The organism is Caproicibacterium amylolyticum (assembly GCF_014467055.1).
In the GTDB taxonomy this organism is placed as follows: Bacteria; Bacillota; Clostridia; order Oscillospirales; family Acutalibacteraceae; genus Caproicibacterium; species Caproicibacterium amylolyticum.
The window spans coordinates 1,889,033-1,907,160 of the sequence record NZ_CP060696.1 but is presented as its reverse complement, the minus strand read 5'-3'; the positions used below and the strand labels follow the sequence as shown (position 1 = coordinate 1,907,160).

At 49.9% G+C, this 18,128-nt stretch carries 18 protein-coding genes; 8 read left to right on the top strand and 10 right to left on the bottom strand.

What is annotated here, in order from left to right:
* Positions 1-15: 15 nt before the first annotated feature.
* The 7 genes from H6X83_RS09170 to H6X83_RS09140 all read right to left on the bottom strand — a co-directional run bounded on the left by H6X83_RS09170 (position 16) and on the right by H6X83_RS09140 (position 6,089).
* A complete protein-coding gene (locus H6X83_RS09170) occupies positions 16-324 on the bottom strand; it encodes a V-type ATP synthase subunit F (protein ID WP_212506190.1) in 309 nt (102 codons plus the stop codon).
* Between the two features lie 6 nt (positions 325-330).
* Positions 331-735, bottom strand: a complete 405-nt coding sequence (locus tag H6X83_RS09165) for an ATP synthase subunit C (RefSeq protein ID WP_212506189.1) — start codon at positions 733-735, stop codon at positions 331-333.
* 63 nt (positions 736-798) lie between these two features.
* Complete coding sequence (locus H6X83_RS09160; RefSeq protein ID WP_212506188.1) at positions 799-2,760, bottom strand: V-type ATP synthase subunit I; 1,962 nt, start codon at positions 2,758-2,760, stop codon at positions 799-801.
* 15 nt (positions 2,761-2,775) lie between these two features.
* A complete protein-coding gene (locus H6X83_RS09155) occupies positions 2,776-3,810 on the bottom strand; it encodes a V0D/AC39 family V-type ATPase subunit (RefSeq protein ID WP_212506187.1) in 1,035 nt (344 codons plus the stop codon).
* A 4-nt stretch (positions 3,811-3,814) separates the two neighbouring features.
* The gene (locus tag H6X83_RS09150; RefSeq protein WP_212506186.1) at positions 3,815-4,126 is read right to left on the bottom strand and encodes a hypothetical protein; all 312 of its coding nucleotides are present in this window, start codon (positions 4,124-4,126) and stop codon (positions 3,815-3,817) included.
* 305 nt (positions 4,127-4,431) lie between these two features.
* Positions 4,432-5,790, bottom strand: a complete 1,359-nt coding sequence (locus H6X83_RS09145) for a PFL family protein (RefSeq protein WP_212506185.1) — start codon at positions 5,788-5,790, stop codon at positions 4,432-4,434.
* A gap of 29 nt (positions 5,791-5,819) precedes the next feature.
* A complete protein-coding gene (locus H6X83_RS09140; protein ID WP_212506184.1) occupies positions 5,820-6,089 on the bottom strand; it encodes an ACT domain-containing protein in 270 nt (89 codons plus the stop codon).
* A 267-nt stretch (positions 6,090-6,356) separates the two neighbouring features.
* On the opposite strand from H6X83_RS09140, the gene H6X83_RS09135 reads away from it, so the two are divergent.
* The 4 genes from H6X83_RS09135 (at position 6,357) to ispE (ending at position 9,880) form a co-directional block, all read left to right on the top strand.
* Positions 6,357-7,172, top strand: a complete 816-nt coding sequence (locus tag H6X83_RS09135; RefSeq protein ID WP_212506183.1) for a histidinol-phosphatase HisJ family protein — start codon at positions 6,357-6,359, stop codon at positions 7,170-7,172.
* A gap of 152 nt (positions 7,173-7,324) precedes the next feature.
* Entirely contained in the window at positions 7,325-7,810 is a 486-nt protein-coding gene (locus H6X83_RS09130) for an Lrp/AsnC family transcriptional regulator (RefSeq protein ID WP_212506182.1), read from the top strand.
* A complete protein-coding gene (locus tag H6X83_RS09125) occupies positions 7,803-8,987 on the top strand; it encodes a pyridoxal phosphate-dependent aminotransferase (protein ID WP_246419158.1) in 1,185 nt (394 codons plus the stop codon). Before H6X83_RS09130 ends, H6X83_RS09125 begins: the two co-directional genes overlap by 8 nt.
* Before the next feature lie 11 nt (positions 8,988-8,998).
* Complete coding sequence (gene ispE, locus H6X83_RS09120; RefSeq protein ID WP_212506181.1) at positions 8,999-9,880, top strand: 4-(cytidine 5'-diphospho)-2-C-methyl-D-erythritol kinase; 882 nt, start codon at positions 8,999-9,001, stop codon at positions 9,878-9,880.
* A 109-nt stretch (positions 9,881-9,989) separates the two neighbouring features.
* Here the strand turns inward: ispE and H6X83_RS09115 are convergent, their stop codons facing one another.
* The 3 genes from H6X83_RS09115 to H6X83_RS09105 form a co-directional block, all read right to left on the bottom strand.
* Positions 9,990-11,144, bottom strand: coding sequence for an FtsW/RodA/SpoVE family cell cycle protein (locus H6X83_RS09115; RefSeq protein WP_212506180.1), 1,155 nt, complete (start codon positions 11,142-11,144; stop codon positions 9,990-9,992).
* 157 nt (positions 11,145-11,301) lie between these two features.
* The gene (locus H6X83_RS09110) at positions 11,302-13,533 is read right to left on the bottom strand and encodes a sensor histidine kinase (protein WP_212506179.1); all 2,232 of its coding nucleotides are present in this window, start codon (positions 13,531-13,533) and stop codon (positions 11,302-11,304) included.
* A complete protein-coding gene (locus H6X83_RS09105) occupies positions 13,505-14,209 on the bottom strand; it encodes a response regulator transcription factor (protein ID WP_212506178.1) in 705 nt (234 codons plus the stop codon). The genes H6X83_RS09110 and H6X83_RS09105 overlap by 29 nt, the downstream gene beginning before the upstream one ends.
* Before the next feature lie 239 nt (positions 14,210-14,448).
* On the opposite strand from H6X83_RS09105, the gene H6X83_RS09100 reads away from it, so the two are divergent.
* The 4 genes from H6X83_RS09100 to H6X83_RS09085 are packed head-to-tail and all read left to right on the top strand — an operon-like array spanning position 14,449 to position 18,102.
* Positions 14,449-16,116: a formate--tetrahydrofolate ligase gene (locus H6X83_RS09100; protein ID WP_212508546.1), complete on the top strand. Its 1,668-nt coding sequence runs from the start codon at positions 14,449-14,451 to the stop codon at positions 16,114-16,116.
* Positions 16,116-16,577, top strand: a complete 462-nt coding sequence (gene tsaE, locus H6X83_RS09095; protein WP_212506177.1) for a tRNA (adenosine(37)-N6)-threonylcarbamoyltransferase complex ATPase subunit type 1 TsaE — start codon at positions 16,116-16,118, stop codon at positions 16,575-16,577. Before H6X83_RS09100 ends, tsaE begins: the two co-directional genes overlap by 1 nt.
* A 15-nt stretch (positions 16,578-16,592) precedes the next feature.
* Positions 16,593-17,288, top strand: coding sequence for a tRNA (adenosine(37)-N6)-threonylcarbamoyltransferase complex dimerization subunit type 1 TsaB (tsaB, locus tag H6X83_RS09090; protein ID WP_212506176.1), 696 nt, complete (start codon positions 16,593-16,595; stop codon positions 17,286-17,288).
* Positions 17,289-17,331: 43 nt separating this feature from the next.
* On the top strand, positions 17,332-18,102 hold the full coding sequence (locus tag H6X83_RS09085; protein ID WP_212506175.1) for a methyltransferase domain-containing protein: 771 nt from the start codon (positions 17,332-17,334) through the stop codon (positions 18,100-18,102).
* Positions 18,103-18,128 lie beyond the last annotated feature (26 nt).

Sequence of the window (18,128 nt, the reverse complement as noted above, 5' to 3'; positions counted from 1 at the left end):
CTGCAGCCTCCCCGGTTAGATTTTTACACCGATTGCCTCGCGGACATACTCGGTGATGGAGTCTTTGGTGCGCCCGTTGCCGTGCCGGTCGGGGATTTCGACGATCAGCGGGCGCTTCATTTTCAGCTTCAGGTCATACACCATTTCGGGGCACAGGGCCAGCAGGGTTGCGGTAATTAAAATGACCGCAACATCATCCATGGCTACAGCTTCCTTCAGTGCGTTTTTAACCTCATCTGCTGTGTGAACAACCACACCGTCTATGCCTGCTAAGCGCATGCCAACCTGTGTGTCCACGTTGTCACTGATTAAATAAAAGCGCATGATTCATCAGACCTTTGTGAAGATCAGGATAGCAACCAGCAAGCCGTACAGAGCAATACCTTCACCAAGAGCAACAAAGATAATGGCCTTGCCGAAGTTCTTCGGGTCTTCGCTGGTAGCGCCGATAGCTGCTGCTGCAGAGGGGCCAACAGCAATGCCGCTGCCGATGCCGGCAATACCAATGGCCAGAGCCATTGCAATCAGGCCGGTGGTATTCATTTCAGCACCGGTGGCCGCATGTACACCCATAGGAGCTGCGATGCAGACTGCTGCAACCAGCAGGCAGGCAAAAACCTGAGCCATCAAAGCGGTTTTCGGCTTTCTGCCGTGGTTTACAGCGCGCACGGAAAGCGCAACGGAAGCGACCAGAAATACGACAGGAACTGCGAGAAGAATTGCATTGAACAGCATAATTGATTCCTCCAAATAAATAAAATATAAATAGTTTATGCAAGACCCGTTAATATTTACGGGTTATGCTTTCAGCAGACCTTTAACATGAATTGGTGTAAATGCACGGCCGTCACCGTCATAGAAGCGGCTGAACATTTCGTAGAAGTTGAGGCGCAGCACATGGATGCTGACCAGCAGTGCTTCCAGAACACCGACAAAGATATTGCCCACGGCCATGACGGCGTACCAGCCAAAACCAAGTGCGGGGTCAACCATCTGTGCCAAGGTAACGACCATGGTCATCATACCCGCATGCACCAGTACGAATGCACCGATACGCAGGAATGAAATGGTGTTGCTCATCAGCGAAAGCAGGAATTCAAACCACTCGAAAAAGCTCTGCATAAAGAACAGCCCCCAGCTTTCCGGCTGGAATTTTTCGTGGTGAATCATGCTTGTGAACATTTCCTGCAGGAACACAATGGCAAGCGGCAACAGAATCAGGAAAATCAGGTAGGGAACAGTTACAATTTGTTTTCCCGTTACCACCTGGCCAACCAGGCCGAGTACCAATGCAAGGTAAAACACCAGTGCGGCAACACCATTTTGCCCGACCAGCGCACGTGCATAGTTTTTGCGCTTGCAGCTGGAGTAGATATTGAGCAGCATGGAAATGCAGATGCAGACAAAGCCAACACCAACGGAAATCAAAATAATGGTTATGGTTGTGCTGCCTTCCATAACGCTGATGGGTTTTTGGGCAAAGCCCATGGCGTGATAGAGCGGATCCAGAAAATGTTCGTTGCCAAACCATGAGCCAAACACAAAGCCAAACAGCGTCGCCATAATACCGCAGGGAAGCAGGATTTTGCCAATTGGCATTTTGCGGTGCTTCCACATATAGAAATAACCAAAGAATGCAAGGCACAAGCCTTGTCCAACATCGCCGAACATGACGCCAAACAGAATGGTGAAGATAATGGCGACTAGCGGGGTTGGGTCAATTTCCTTGTAGTTTGGCAGTCCGTACATATTGATAAAGAATTCATACGGACGCACAATGGAGTGATTCTTAAGCTTGACCGGCGGCGAATGTGTCAGCACGTTGTCGGCATCCTCCAAACTGTATTCAACGGTTTGAAGTGCGTCCAGCGCAGTGGTAAAACTTCGTTCACTTTCTGCCGGAACCCAGCCTGTTAAAATGAAACTGTCATGGTAGGAAGCGGCATAATGCCGTACACCAAAGTAAGTGCTGCGCTCCGCAAGATAGGAATAAACTTCTGTAAAATGCTTTTGCTCTGCTGCCCAGAAAGCATCTGCCTTCTGCTGCAGCTCTTGCAGACGTGCTTTTAGTTCGCCCGTTTTTTCTTTCAGGGATTTTACAAGTTCTTCCGGCGTGCCGGCAATCACCCGCAGCCGCAGCCGCTGAAAATACAGTTTGTTGAAAATCTTGTCTACTTCGGCAATTTGGTCAATCGGGCACATATACACGCCCCATAGATGCCGCTGATCCTCTGTGCAGGGGAAAAACGTGACATAGGGATTATCTTTATAGGTTGTTTTCAGGGACTCCGCACTTTCTTTTGGCAGGGAACCGAAGCGCACCTTGATGAACTTGCACTCGCGGATTTCGTCCAGATTCAGGTTAATGCCTACAAAGTGGGACATGTCCTGCGCTTCCTGGACGCAGGCATCAATTCCTTTTTGCGTTTCTGCCCGCTCGGTTTGCAGGTCATTCATGCTGTGAGCAAAATATGAAACATAGTCCTGCGCTTCTTGGGACACAATGGATAGATTCCGAATTTCCTTTTCCGGCAGCAGGGTGGGAGTTTGACCAATGACACTTAAAGAATCAAACAGTTTTTGCAGCGAGGAGGAAAACGGGTTTTCTTCATTCAACTGCGAAAACTGCTCAGCGCTGTCATAAAACTGGAGCGCGTGGTCGGGATGGAACACGCCGCTGCGTCCGCAGATTTCCGTAACGTTGTCAAGTTCACCGATTCTGCCGATGATGCTGACAACTTTGACCTTTATTACAGCCACATTCAGATTCTCCTTTCATCCAAATTCGTAGGGATTCAGCAGCCGCTTGATTTCGGCTTTGGAAACACCGTAGCGCAGTCCCTCAATCAGATTGATAAGGCCGTTTAGTTCTGTCTGCATCAGGAAGATGTAGGAGAGCATCACGACACTGGACTCGGAACTAAAGAAAATGTTCCGGTGGCATTCCCGATAGCGGACCTGAAGTACCAAGTCGCCCGGCAGGTCATACGGCAGTTGAAATGCCCGCTTGCCAAGTCGTGTGGTTGCCATGACTGCGGTGGCCTGCGCCGGTGTATCTGCTGCAATCATTTGTTCCAACTTTGCTTTCGGCAATTTTCCAAAGGGCAGCAGGCACGCGCGAAGCTGAGAATCTGTAACATGGTAGTAAGACTTTAATCGGATGATTCTCGCATAATTCTGCAGGTCGGCCATGTCATCAAACATTTCGTGCAGAGCGTTACGTTCTGTACCATGTGATTCTTTGCCAATCACCTTGTACAGCTGCGTATATAAATCCATCAGCAATGCATGTTCCAACCCGGTGTAGTTCTGCATACCGCCTTCCGCAGTGCGGAAAGGCAGCAGAACCTTATAATAGTGGGTTCCCTGTACTGCTTCCAGCAGCTGTTCAAAGGTGGCTGCCTGATCCACAAGCCGCTGGTCAAAGCGAGTGTGGCTGTTCAGGTAAGGGTTTGGCGGGGTCAGATCGGTTTCCTGATGGGAGTTGATGCGGATGGCCGCATGAAGAATTTGGTCAACCTCTATCTGCCCAAGCAGGTAGTTTGCAGTGTGCTCACCTATGCCCAAATCATAGCGGCTTAGGCGCAGAGTTTCCTGCATGAGCCGCTGATGCAGCAGATCTTCCAACTCGCCGCGGTGAATGCTGCTTTCATTGATGCCGTTGAGTACAGAACCGTACGCTGTGCTGGACTTTAGGTAGGCGGCTGCCTCCGCTACAGAGGAGCAGGCAAGCAGCGCTTCCCAGTCGCTTTGTGTCAGCCGGCGGCCGTACATGGCGCGCGCTTTACTGACAATGGCAGTGTTCGACATTTTTTCACGCTCCCAACACGCGGCTGACGAGCTCTTTTATCCACTGGTCGCCGTTTTTCTGATAGTCCGCTTCCAGCTTTTCACGGACTGCAGCGTAGTGTGTTTCTGTCTTTTCCCATTCTTTTTCGGCAGAAGCACGCTCCGCCGGCTCATTTTTTGCGATGCGCTTGCGTGCACGGTCAAGATACTGAGCACGAATCTCTTCCCGGCGTTTGGCGACTTCTTCAGCAGAGCTCAGCTTTTTCTGCTGAGCCGCATCGGTAATCTGCTGCGCTTCGCGGTCAATGTCTACGATCTCTTTGATCATATCCTTCATGAACAGCGCCTCCTAGCTTGTTGGTCCTATACTTATTATATAGGTTACGCTCATCCCAGCATTATATCACTCTTTCATACCGATTTGTTTCTAAACTGTGAACGAAAATCCAGTTTCAGTTGTTTAACTAATTCTTATCGACTTTTACTACAAAATTTCGGCAGGAGAAGAATAAAAGGATGAAATTAAATTATGCATTCATAAATTATAGTTATGAATGCATACACGTAACTTCTACACAAGAATGATATACAGTATAAAAAAGCAGCTGATCGGTAACAAATACCAATGCAGCTGCTTTCAATTCAGTTTTTCAAACTTTGCATAGGAGCAGGCAAACGTCCGCCGCGGTCAATGAATTTTTTGGGAGACCACGGGTTTACTTCCATAACTGGGCTGTGGCCGAACAATCCGCCAAAGTTCAGGTCGTCACCGGCTTTTTTCCCTAGAGCGGGGATGACACGCACAGCGGTGGTTTTCAAATTCACCATGCCGATTGCCGCTTCATCCGCAATAATACCGGAAATAATATCTGCAGAAGTGTCACCGGGAATGGCAATCATATCCAATCCAACGCTGCACACGCAGGTCATGGCTTCCAGTTTGGTGATAGACAGTGAACCGCACTTAGCGGCATTAATCATACCCGCATCCTCGGAAACCGGAATAAACGCGCCGGAAAGGCCGCCAACATGAGAACTTGCCATAATGCCGCCCTTTTTCACGGCATCATTCAGCAGGGCAAGGCAGGCGGTAGTGCCGTGGGCACCACAGCTTTCCAAACCCATTTCCTCAAGAATATAAGCAACCGAATCGCCCACGGCAGGGGTCGGTGCCAGTGACAAATCAACTATGCCAAAGGGTACGCACAGCCGACGGCTGGCTTCCTGTGCAACCAACTGCCCCATGCGGGTGATTTTAAAAGCCGTCTTTTTAATGATGTCGGCGACTTCGCTCAGGTCACTGTCCGGACATTTGTGCAGAGCCGCACGCACAACGCCTGGGCCGGAAACACCAACGTTAATGACACAGTCCGGTTCACCGGTGCCGTGGAATGCACCGGCCATAAAGGGGTTGTCCTCCGGAGCGTTGCAGAAGATGACCAGCTTGGAAGGGCCAATGCAGCCCTGATCTGCGGTTGCTTTAGATGTCCGCACAACAATCTGCCCCATCTTTTTTACAGCGTCCATGTTGATGCCGGCTTTTGTGGTACCGACGTTGACACTGGAGCAGACACGTTCAGTTTCGGCAAGTGCCTGCGGGATGCTTTCAATTAGTGCGTAGTCACCGGGTGCAAAGCCTTTCTGAACCAGCGCGGAGTAACCGCCAATCAAATCCACACCGACTTCTTTTGCGGCGCGGTCCAGCGTCTTTGCAAAACGTACTGGGTCGCGGCCTGGGCAGGCACCGGCAATCATGGCAATCGGCGTTACCGAAATGCGCTTGTTAATGATTGGAATGCCGTAATCCTTGCTGATGTCTTCGCCGGTTTGCACCAGTTTGCCGGCATAGCGGCAGATTTTGTCGTAAATCTTGTCGCAGGCGCGGTCCGGGTCACTGTCAATGCAGTCCAACAGGGAAATGCCCATTGTAATTGTGCGAATATCCAGATTTTCATTGTCAATCATCTGGACTGTTTCCAGTATATCATGGGTATCAATCATGTTCTCACCGTCCCAATCTTTTGAAAATATCAAATTTTGTGCATGGAATTAAAAATATCCTCGTGCATAACGTGAATGGTCAGTCCTTCCTTTTCACCAAGTGCGACAAAGGTGTCGGAAAGCTGGCTGAAGGGAACTTTGCTTGTGGAAATATCTACCAGCATAATCATGGCAAACAAGTCCTGCAGAACGGACTGAGTAACTTCCACGACGTTTACACTGTTTTCGGCACAGATGGCAGAAACTTTGGCCAAAATACCGACCATGTCTTTGCCAAGAACGGTTATGACAGCACGCATATTATTTTCCTCCGGTTTTTGTTGCGCTTTACTGCGCAAAATAATATAAACATATTATGAACGAGTTTCACAGTCTTGTCAATGCCTTGTCAAAGTGTTCAAAATATTTCGCAGGCGGTGCGGCGAAACGTGAACCTTAGCTGTAGGATTCCTTGAACCAATATGTTACAATATAAATACGGTATTTTGCCTGCAGCAACAAACTGCGGGTAGTTTCTATTTCCACCGCTGCGGTATTTTCCGGCGGAAACAGAGAGGAGGCAAAAAATGCGGTATCGTTATATGTCAGATTCACACTGCCACACGGACTGCAGCTTTGACGGGCAGGATTCCGCCATGATGCTGTGTGACAGTGCGGTGCGTCAGGGCCTTTTTTCCCTGACAGTGACCGACCACTGTGAATGTAATGAATATTGGGACAAAGGCTACAACAAAGTGGTGCTTCAGTCTTACTTTGAAGCACGCAAGGCTGCTGCTGCTTTCCGCGGCAGACTGCACGTTCGCGCAGGCATTGAGCTGGGCCAGCCGCTGCAGGATCATTCTGCTTCGGAAGAGGCACTTTCCCTGTGTGACTATGATTTTGTGCTTGCCAGTATCCACAATATAAAGGATACACCTGATTTTTATGATTTAGACTACACAAAGTGTAATATTCATGAGCTGCTGCATCAGTATTTTGCAGAAATGTTAGAAATGGTGCGGTGGGGAAAGTTCGATTCGCTTGCACACATGACCTATCCGTGGCGTTACACGCACGGTGAACATAACAACATGGAAATCAGCTACGAACCATACAAGCAGGAAATTGATGCTGTGCTGCAGGAACTGATTCGGCAGGGCAAAAGCCTGGAGGTAAACACCAGCGGTCTGCGCCAGCGTATCGGCACAACTTTGCCGGACAGGCCGATTTTGGAACGTTACCGGGAGCTTGGCGGTAAGCGCGTCACCTTGGGCAGTGATGCCCACCGGTGGGGCGACATTGGCAGCGGAATCGAAGATGGCCTGCGGCTTTTGGAAAAGTTGGGCTTTACACACTTTGCGGTTTACACCGGCCGCGAGCCAGACATGTATCCTATTTCATAGTATGGACTTTGTTCGGCAAACCGAAAATTCTCGTAAGATTCTGCAAAAAATCACCCCGCTTTGCGGGGTTTTGTGTTATGATAGAGTAAATTTGTAAAAAACAAAGTCCGTGCAGCTTTTTGCTCGGGAAATATGTATGAGGAGTGAATGCAATGGATAGACTTCTGACACTGCTGAATGAAAACGCCCGGCTTACAACCAAACAGCTGGCCGTTATGCTCAATGAAACTGAGGAAAATGTAAGCAACGCCATTACCGAATATGAAAAGAATGGCGTAATTCGCGGCTACAAGGCAATTATCAACTGGGAAAAGGTGGATGGCAACAACGCCATTGCTATTATTGAACTGCGCGTGTCCCCGAAACGTGAACGCGGCTTTGATGAAATTGCCAATAAAATCATGAGCTTGCCGGAAGTGGACAGCGTTTACCTAGTTTCCGGCGGCTATGACCTTGCCGTCATTATCCACGGCAGCACCATGCAGGAAGTTGCCATGTTCGTAATGCGCCGTCTTTCTACACTGGACAGCGTTCTTTCTACAGCCACGCACTTCGTCCTGACCCGCTACAAGGCAGACGGCATTATTATGAACGCCGCCGAGGAGACGGACGGGAGGAGGGACCTTTCCTGTGATTGAGTATTCCAACCGGCTTAATCCGGAGATACAGGCGCTGAAGCCCTCCGGCATCCGGAAATTTTTTGATATTGCAAACGAAATGGAAGATGTCATTTCCCTTTCTATCGGCGAGCCCGATTTTGTTACGCCATGGCACATTCGGCAGGCGGGCATCCAATCTTTGGAGGACGGAAAAACCTGGTACAGCCCAAACCGCGGCTTTATTGAGCTGCGTGAGGAAATCTGCCGCTGGTTTGCCCATCATTACCGCTTAGAATATGAACCAAAAACGGAATGTCTGGTTACAGTCGGCGGCAGTGAAGCAATCGACGGCTGCATGCGCTGCCTGATTCAGCCCGGCGATGAAGTGCTGATTCCGCAGCCAAGTTTTGTCTGTTACCAGCCGCTGACGGAAATGGCTGGCGGTGTGCCGGTCATTATTGAAACCAAGGCGAAAAACAGCTTCCGGCTGACGCCGGAGGAGTTAAAAGCAGCAATTACGCCCAAAACCAAGCTGCTGGTTTTGCCGTATCCGAACAACCCGACCGGTGCGGTGATGCGCCGCGAACATCTGAATGCGATTGCAGACGTTCTCCGGAGTACAGATATCATGGTGCTTTCCGATGAAATTTATAGTGAACTGACTTACGGTGACACACGCCATGTTTCATTTGCGGCGATTCCGGATATGAAGGAACGCACGATTGTCATTAACGGCTTTTCCAAAGCGTTTGCTATGACCGGCTGGCGTTTGGGTTACGCGCTTGGCCCGGCCCCTATTATTAAACAGATGACCAAGCTGCACCAGTATGCAATTATGAGCGCACCGACCATGAGTCAGCTCGCGGCGGTGGAAGCCATGAAAAATGGTGACAACGACAGCGCTTATATGCGTGAACAGTATGATATGCGCCGCCGTTTGATTGTGGACGGTTTTAACGAATTGGGACTTACTTGCTTTGAGCCGGAAGGCGCGTTCTATATTTTCCCATGCATTCGTTCCACTGGTCTGACCAGCGACGATTTTTGTGAAAAACTGATTCAGGAAGAACATGTTGCAGTAGTTCCCGGCTCTGCATTTGGCGACTGCGGCGAAGGCTTTGTGCGCGTTTCCTATTCCTATAGCATCAAACATATTACAGAAGCACTTTCCCGCATCGGCCATTTTGTACAGAATCATCACGCTGATACATTATAAGGAGGATTTCCGTGCTGATAGAACCCGCATTTGCAAAGCTGAATCTGGCACTGGACATTACAGGAAAGCGTGCGGACGGGTACCATCTGCTGCGCATGGTTAACGTAAGTGTTTCTTTGTGTGATACGCTTGCTTTTGAGCGTGTGCCCGGCGGTTTGCAGGTGCACTGTGCCCAGAGCCGGATCCTGTCCGGCAACCCCGCGGCACCGGAAGGAAAGGACAACCTTGTGTATCGCGCGGCGCAGGCTTTCTTTGAGCTAACCGATGAGCCGGATAGGAACGTGACGATTTTAGTTGAAAAGCATATTCCGAGTCAGGCTGGTATGGGCGGCGGAAGTGCGGATGCCGCCGCTGCTCTGCGTGGCCTGTGTCGGCTTTATCAGCATTCGCTTCCCGCAGAAACATTGTATAAGATGGCAGAAACCCTTGGTGCGGATGTACCGTTCTGTGTGCAGGGCGGAACAGCGCTTGCGGAGGGAATCGGAGAAGTGCTGACGTCGCTCGAATCCCTGCCGCCGTGCTGGTTTGTGGTATGCAAGCCACCGGTTGGCGTAGATACCGCACAGGCGTACCGCCGCGCCGATGAGACGGCAGCTTTACCGGAACCATATACGCCCGGTGTTCTTGCGGCACTGCAGATGAACAGTCTGCAGGAGCTTGGTAAAGCGTTCGGCAATGCTTTTGAAGCGGTTGTCAATTTGTCGCAGATACAGAATTTAAAGCAGCAGCTCCGGCGGGCCGGTGCGCTGGGTGCCTGCATGACCGGTTCCGGCTCGGCAGTTTTTGGACTGTTTGATACGAAAGAAAAGGCAGAAGCAGCGTTTCAGACCTTACGCCAGAACTGCCCCTGCAGCTTTTTGTGTACACCACAGAAGCAGCTTTCGCTGCTCTGATAAATGTTTTGACTATAAAAAATCCGCTTTAAGCAAAGCTACTGCGTTTTGCATGAAGCGGATTTTTATATAATTTTTTCAGAAAAAAGTTTTGGTCGCTGTTTGTCCCTTATTCAAACAGCCGTCGACTGTTGCGGCCGTCTTCGCGGTGAATCATCACGCTTTGTACCAATCCAAAGCCGAAGTACAGGCACATCACGGAGGAACCACCGTAACTGAAAAACGGCAGCGTTACGCCCATAACTGGCAGCAGGTTGAGGCACATCCCAAGGTTAAACAGCGTCTGCGCAAACACCATAGCGAAGAAGCCCATACAGATACTGCTGCCCTGCAAATCAGTGGCACGGTGTGCGTTGCGCAGGCACAGCAGCAGCAGCGTAATTAGCAGAAAGATAATCGCTACACAGCCAACAAAACCAAGCTGCTCACCTGCCACTGAGAAAACGAAGTCGCTTTCCTGTACTGGCACAACACTGGAATTGACGCGCGGGGAAACAAACAAGCCGCGTCCGGTCAGCTGACCGCTGGAAATACTCATTTTTCCTGCAAGCTGCTGCAGCCCATATCCCTGCGGGTCGGTCTCCGGGTGGCGGAAAATCAGCATTCGGGTTTTTTGGTAGTCTGCCAGTACAAAGTTCCATGCAACTGGCAGCATGACAGCAATTATCCCGCCCAGCGCTGCAAAATAGCGCAATTTAATGCCTGCGGAAAAAGCCATAAACAGGAACATGAAACCGAAAATAATGGCGGTGCCGTCATCCTTTTGTAAATGTACCAAGCCCATTGGAATCAGCGCGTGCGCGGTCAGCAGCAGTACATGCAGCGGCTTGTTCAGTTCATCCCGCTCCTGAAGCATGTCCAAATGCTTGCCAAAGGTAACTAAAAATCCGATTTTGACCAGCTCGCTGGACTGAAAAGTCAGTCCGCCCGGCATCGCAAGCCATGCCTTTGCCTGTACACCGTCAGAACCTTCAATGGTGATGCCTTTAAATAATGTCAGCAAAATTAAAAAGATACAAAAGACACCGACCAAGTACCAGTAATTGCTGATTGAGCGGTAGTCAATCAGAGTTAAAATAATTGCACCAATGTAACCAATAACAATAGCTATCAGCTGTACAGAGAAGAAACTGCGGCCGCCGCCCGTTTTGGGAACAGTTTTTAACAGCAGTAAACTGTAAGCAGAAATTGCCAGCATGACAATCCAAAGCAGTTTATCAGTGCGCCGAAAATATTCAGCTGCACGTGAGCCAAAGTTATGCATCGCACACGTCCTTTCGCCGCATGAATTTTCCACACGGAACGTATTCCAAATTATTATAGCACAAAATCGCCCGGCACACTACCCCAAAGATGTTTCAAAAGGGCGGTGCCGGGCGGAATTTTGTGCCAAAAAGATATGCTTTGTAATTGGTGTATTTTTAAGAAGCAGGTGTATTTGTGTTTTTGGGGCTGTCGGCCAGTACGGGCTCCAAAACCGTACCGGATGAATTGTTTGTTTGAGGTGCCTGCCCAAGTGGCAGAACAACTTCGGCTATAAACAGATCAGCTTGGGCGGAAACGGAAAACGTGCCGCCGCAGGCCTGTGTAAAACTTTGCGCAATCGATAGGCCAAGGCCGCTGCCCTCTGTGGTACGGTTTTTGTCACCGCGGGTGAAACGCTCCAGCAGCGCCTGAGCGTCACCAATTTCATGTTTAGAGGTGTTGCGCACTTTTGCGTGGGCGTATCCCTGCAAAACCGCCAGCGTGATGTACACCCGTGAGTTTTCCAAAGAATACTGCACAGCGTTTTGAATTAAATTTTGGAAAACGCGATACAGTCGGTCACCATCTGAGTAAATCCATACCGGCTGTTCCGGCAGCTGCACGCGGAATGTGAGCGGTGCCGCCGAAATCTGTTCATCCATATCCGCAAGCGTTTGGCGCAGAAGCTTTGCAAGGTCAAGTGTTTTATTATTTACGGCAAGGTTGCCGCTGACCGCTTTGGAAATGTCAAACACATCCTGCACAATAGCCTTGAGCCGGTCACTTTTCTGTGCCAGAATCTGTACGTAATCGCGGGCAGTAGGGGAAAGTTCCTCCTGCCCCAGCAGGTCAACGTAGCTAATAATGGAGGTCAGCGGTGTTTTTAGGTCATGGCTGACGTTGGTCACCAGTTCCACTTTCATGCGCTCACTGCGCACGCGCTCATTCACGGCGGCTTCAATGCCGTCCTGTACCGCATTCAGGTCATACGCCGCTGCGGAAAGCTGGTCGCATCCGCCAACGTGGATTGGCTGCGGCTGTGCACCGCTGCGAATCAGCCGAATCTGTTCCGTCAGCTTTGCCATTTGTGTGCCGAGAAATTTCGACTTTTTCCAGATGCGGTACTCCAAATAAATGACAGCCGCGGCAAGTCCACCGAAGAAGATAAGGCGCAGTAAATGGTGATAACCGGAACTAGTAGCAAAGATGTTGTCTGAAAGGCCGAAGAAAAGTACACATGGCACCATGCAGATGTCTACCAAAACGAAAAGCGGCAGCAGCCAGCGTTGAATTTGCTTTGCAAGCGGTGTTTTTACATTGTTCTGCTGTACCGCGCCGTGCGCGGTTTGCCACAGGCGGCGGATAATGCTATGCTTTGCAAAGGTTTTGTATCGAATATCGTTTACCACAAAATAGGTGAGCCATACATACCACAAAAGGTAAAACAGGCAATTTACCAAAGCAAAGTGGAGAGTTTCGAGACCGGTAAAGATATGCAGATGGCCAGTAGAGTACATTATTGGGCAAATATACAGCACTAGTAGCAGAAGCAGCTTAATCTCTATCGGAATGTGTCCTACAAGGGAAGCAAAGGCACGGTCACCTTTCTGCTTACCTGGGTAAAAGAGGATGCTGACCGCAAGCAACAGCACTGCCAATGCTAGCAAAGCAGAATTTTCGGTAATGCCTCTGTATAGCTGCTTTTCAGTAGCATAAGCGCTGTAAACATTGGTGCTGGGAAGTGAATCTGTGATAGTAAAGTAGAAAGTACGGCCTTTGTCGGATTTTACCCCAGATGTAATTTTACGGTTTTCGTCAGTAAAATCCGGTATTGTTATGCCAAGCAAACTATTGCGGAGTTTAAAAATCCATTCACTGGCTTCTGGTTTAAGAATGTTGCCATCCTGCAGAATTTTTACATCTGTGACTTTAAAATTTTGCAGCGTAATTTTCAGCAGAAATGACTGCGTACGGAAATTTTCGGTCAGCAATGCATTATAGTTCATTCCGGCATGTTGAAAAATCAGTTTATCATCTTCCACTGCGGCACAGGAAAAAATAGCCTGATTTTGGTCAGAGGAGAAATAGGAATGATAACTATAGGGAGCGTCAATGTCACCAAAGCAACTGCCGTCTGCGTTTACATAAGCCATCGAATAAATACCGGATACCACAGAATTTCTGAAAAGGCTGGTATTCTTGTAGTCATCCTGCATCAAATCCTCGTAAGAGGAACCGCCCATGGCCGCCGCGGCGCGCGGACCAAAGTAACATCCGGCAATGGTCAGCAGAATACTGATGCTCAGGAAAAAACTGAGCCAGCCCACAAAGCCAATGTTCCGCCAGTTCTTAGAATCAGCGGGTGTCTGCCGCAGTTCGTCATAGTATTTTTTCAATTTTGTAGCCAAGTCCCCACACCACCTTTAAGTATTCAGGTTCTTTTGGATTTAGTTCGATTTTTTCGCGGATGCGCCGAATATGTACCATCACTGTGTTTTCTACGCTGTAGGCGTCCTCGTCCCATACGCGGCGGTAGATTTCCTCGGCGGAAAAGACACGCCCAAGGTTTTCCATCAACAGCGCGACAATCTTTGTTTCCGTTGCGGTCAGGTGAATCGCCTCGCCGTCGGCGGTCAGCTGCTTTGCTGTCGGGTTAAAGGCAAGCCGCCCGGTGCGCAGAATACCCTGCCGCTGCTCTTCGTTTCGGCTGCCAAGCGTTTTGTACCGCCGCAGCTGGGACTTTACCCGTGCCATTAATTCCATTGGGTTAAACGGCTTTGTAATGTAGTCGTCCGCGCCCATGGAAAGACCGAGAATTTTATCGGAATCCTCACTTTTTGCGGAAAGCACCAGAATTGGCAGGTTGCGTTTTTCGCGGATACGCAGCACAGCGGAAAGGCCGTCCAGCTTTGGCATCATCACATCGATAATCAAGAGGCAGACCTGCGGGTCCGTCACTTTTTCGAGCGCCTCCATTCCGTCGTAGGCGCACTCGGCGGCAAGGCCCTCTTTTTGCAGCAGCAGCGCGATTGCCTTTGTGATTTCCCGGTCATCGTCTACAACCAGTATTTTGTCTTTGTTCATTTTTTCTCCTCCTGTGCTTTTATGGTACCGCAGAATTCTTACAAAGAAACTGCCGGAATTCTTACAAGTTTCTTACAAAATGAAAATTTCTTTTCCTTTTCATTCTACCACAGAAAGGGAGAAAACACAGTATACATGAAAACAGATGCGGCAAAATTGCAAATGTAAAGGAATCCATGCTTCCGAAATCTCCCGTGTTGTGCTATACTGATAAACAAGAATGTGCAAGGAGGGACCGTATCGTGACAGATATCGAAATCGCACAGCAGGCGAACATGCAACCTATCACGGCGATTGCCGGAGAACTCGGCGTAAAGGAAGAAGAACTGGAGCCTTATGGACGCTACAAGGCAAAACTGAATCAATCCTTGTTTGACCGGCTTCAGGATGCACCGAACGGGAAACTGGTGCTCGTTACAGCAATCAATCCAACGCCGGCGGGTGAGGGTAAAACAACCACCAGCGTTGGACTGGGAGAAGCAATGGCAAAAATCGGCAAGAAGGCTGTGGTAACACTGCGGGAGCCAAGCCTTGGCCCGGTGTTCGGCATTAAGGGCGGTGCGGCCGGCGGCGGCTGGGCACAAGTGGTGCCGATGGAGGACATCAACCTGCACTTTACAGGAGATATGCACGCCATTACCGCGGCAAACAATCTGCTCTGCGCCATGCTGGACAACCATATTCATCAGGGCAACGCGCTGCAGATTGACACCCGCCGCATCCTGATTTCCCGCTGCATGGATATGAATGACCGCGCACTGCGCAGTGTGGTGGTTGGTTTAGGCGGCAAAATCAACGGCTTCGTGCGGGAGGACGGTTTCTGCATTACCGTTGCAAGTGAAGTCATGGCGATTTTCTGTCTGGCAAAGGATATTCATGACCTGAAAGAGCGCCTTGGCAGAATTTTGGTTGCCTACTCTATAGCAGGAGAACCGGTTTACGCAAAAGACCTGCACGCGGAAGGTGCTATGGCAGCACTGCTGAAAGATGCCATTAATCCGAATCTGGTACAGACACTGGAAAATACACCAGCAATTATGCACGGCGGACCCTTTGCAAATATTGCGCACGGCTGCAACAGCGTGCGTGCCACCCGCATTGCACTGAAATTGGCGGATTACTGCATTACAGAAGCAGGATTCGGCAGTGACCTCGGTGCTGAAAAATTTATGGATATCAAGTGCCGTTTGGCAGGACTTGCTCCCTCCGCAATCGTGCTGGTAGCAACTGACCGTGCGCTGAAGTACAACGGCGGCGTACCGAAAGCGGACACCGCAAAACCGAACATGGAAGCTTTGAAAAAAGGTATTGTAAACCTTGGCGCGCATATCGAAAATATGCGCAAGTATGGGGTACCGGTGGTTGTGGCAATCAACCGCTTTGACACGGATCCTGCCGAGGAACTGCAGTTTATTGAACAGTACTGCAAAGAGCAGGGTGCGGACTTTGCACTTTCCGAAGTATTTGCCAAAGGCGGAGAGGGCGGAACTGCGCTTGCACAAAAAGTTGTGGCTGCCTGCGAAAAGGACAGCAATTTCCATTGTCTGTATCCGGACAGCAGCACCATTGAAGAAAAAATTGAACGGATTGCCACAGAAATCTACGGTGCGGCGGATGTTGCTTACTCTAAAAAAGCAAAGAAAGCGCTGAAAGATATTGCAGTGCTTGGCGGCAATAAACTGCCGGTCTGCATTGCGAAAACGCAGTACAGCCTTTCAGATGACGCTTCTCTGCTTGGCCGCCCACAGGGCTTTACGCTGAATATCCGCAACTTAAAACTTTCTAACGGTGCCGGCTTTGTGGTTGCCTATGCCGGTGATATTATGATTATGCCGGGGCTGCCGAAGGTACCGTCTGCCGAAAAAATTGACGTAACGGATGACGGCCGTATTATGGGGCTGTTTTAATGACAGAAAAAACAGTTCACCAAATAAAAACCGCTTCTGCCGCAGAAACGGAAGCACTCGGAAAGCACATAGCACAGAAGCTGCAGGGCGGAGAAGTGCTGGCATTGTTTGGCCCGATGGGCATGGGAAAAACCGCCTTTACCCGTGGGCTTGCTGCCGGACTGGGCATTGAAGCAGGGATTTCCAGCCCGACTTTTGCGCTTGTGCACGTTTATGACGGTGGACGCCTGCCGCTGTATCATTTTGATATGTACCGGGTAGAAGGCTGGGATGACCTTTCCTCTACCGGTTACTTTGACTATCTGGAGGACGGCGGCGTTCTGGTGATTGAGTGGAGCGAAAACATTGAAGCTGCGCTGCCGCCGGAAGCGGTGTATCTTACATTTGCACGCGGCACGGGAGACGATGACCGCATTATTACAATAGAAGCGCCCTCTCCGGAAATTTTTGATTCTCTGTAAAACAAGGAAGTTACCATGAAAATATTAGCGATTGACTGCTCTGCTGGGGCAGCCTCCGCCTGCATTTGGCAGGATGGAAAAGTATTGGGCGAATGTTTTACCAATGTCAAGCTGACTCACAGCCAGACGTTGATGCCAATGATCTGCGGTGTGCTAGAGTACGCCAAGGTGTACTTGCAGCAGATTGACGTATTTGCCGTTACTGCCGGGCCGGGTTCCTTTACTGGTGTGCGCATTGGTGTTGCAAGCATCAAGGGAATGGCGTTTGCGCAGAATAAGCCATGCGCCAGCATTTCCACGCTGGAAGCAATGGCGGAAAATCTGCGGGTGCTGGACTGCACTGCCTGCTGTGTGATGGATGCCCGCTGCGGGCAGGTTTACAATGCCTTATTTGAAATTAAAAACGGTGAAATGCGCCGTCTGACACCGGACAGGGCCTTGTCCATTGACGAACTGGCGGCAGAGTGCGCCAAATATACGATGCCAGTAGTGTTAGTTGGCGACGGCGCGGAACTTTGCGCAAAATCAGAGGCTTTTGAGACGATCGGGGTCCGCCTTGCGCCGGAACCGATTCGCTTTCAGCGTGCGTGTGGTACAGCCGCCTGTGCCGCGCGTGCAGCGGAATCAGGCAATCTGGTTTCTGCGGAAGAGCTGATGCCGGTCTATCTGCGCCCGCCGCAGGCACAGCGCTCTTTAAAAGTGAAGCATTGAAATTTTTATCAATTGAACAGCAAAAGAAAGCAGGTGAAGCATTTTGCAGAAGTGGGATTCAAAACAGTATTTAAAGTTTCAGGCAGAACGCACACAGCCTGCGGCCGATTTGGCGGCACGGCTGACTGCGGCGGAACCCGCGCGGATTGTTGACATCGGCTGCGGCCCGGGAAACAGCACAGCAGTTTTGCGGCAGAAGTATCCGTACGCGCAGATTATCGGTGCGGACAGTTCACCGGATATGTTGAAAACAGCCGCAAAGGAACACAGCGGCATTGATTTCCGGCTTTGCAATGTTCCGCAAGAACTGCCATCGCTTGGTCAAAATTTTGATATCGTGTTTTCCAACGCGTGCATCCAGTGGATACCGGACAACGCCGGTTTATTGAAAGCAATGCTGCGAATGCTTCGTCCCGGCGGCATGCTGGCGGTGCAGGTGCCGGTCAATCAGACGGAACCGATTTATAAGATTATTTTTGCGATTGCGGAAAGTGAAAAATGGAAGCAAAAGTTTGCACAGCCGCGCATTTTTCATACCCTTTCTGCTGAAAAATATTTTGACGTGCTTGCCGAAAATGCATCGGATTTTACAATGTGGCAGACAACGTATTTTCACCGAATGCATTCTTACAATGAAATTATTGAGTGGTATCGCGGCACCGGCCTGCGCCCTTATCTCAGTGTTCTAAATGCCGCGGAGAAAGCAGAACTGGAAAGTGAAGTGCTTGCGGGGGTGAAGAAAGCATATCCCATGCAGAAAAATGGTGAAATCATCTTCCGGTTTCCGCGTCTTTTCTTCACCGCGGTCAAGTAAAATATACTTTGAGCGGAAAGGAGAAG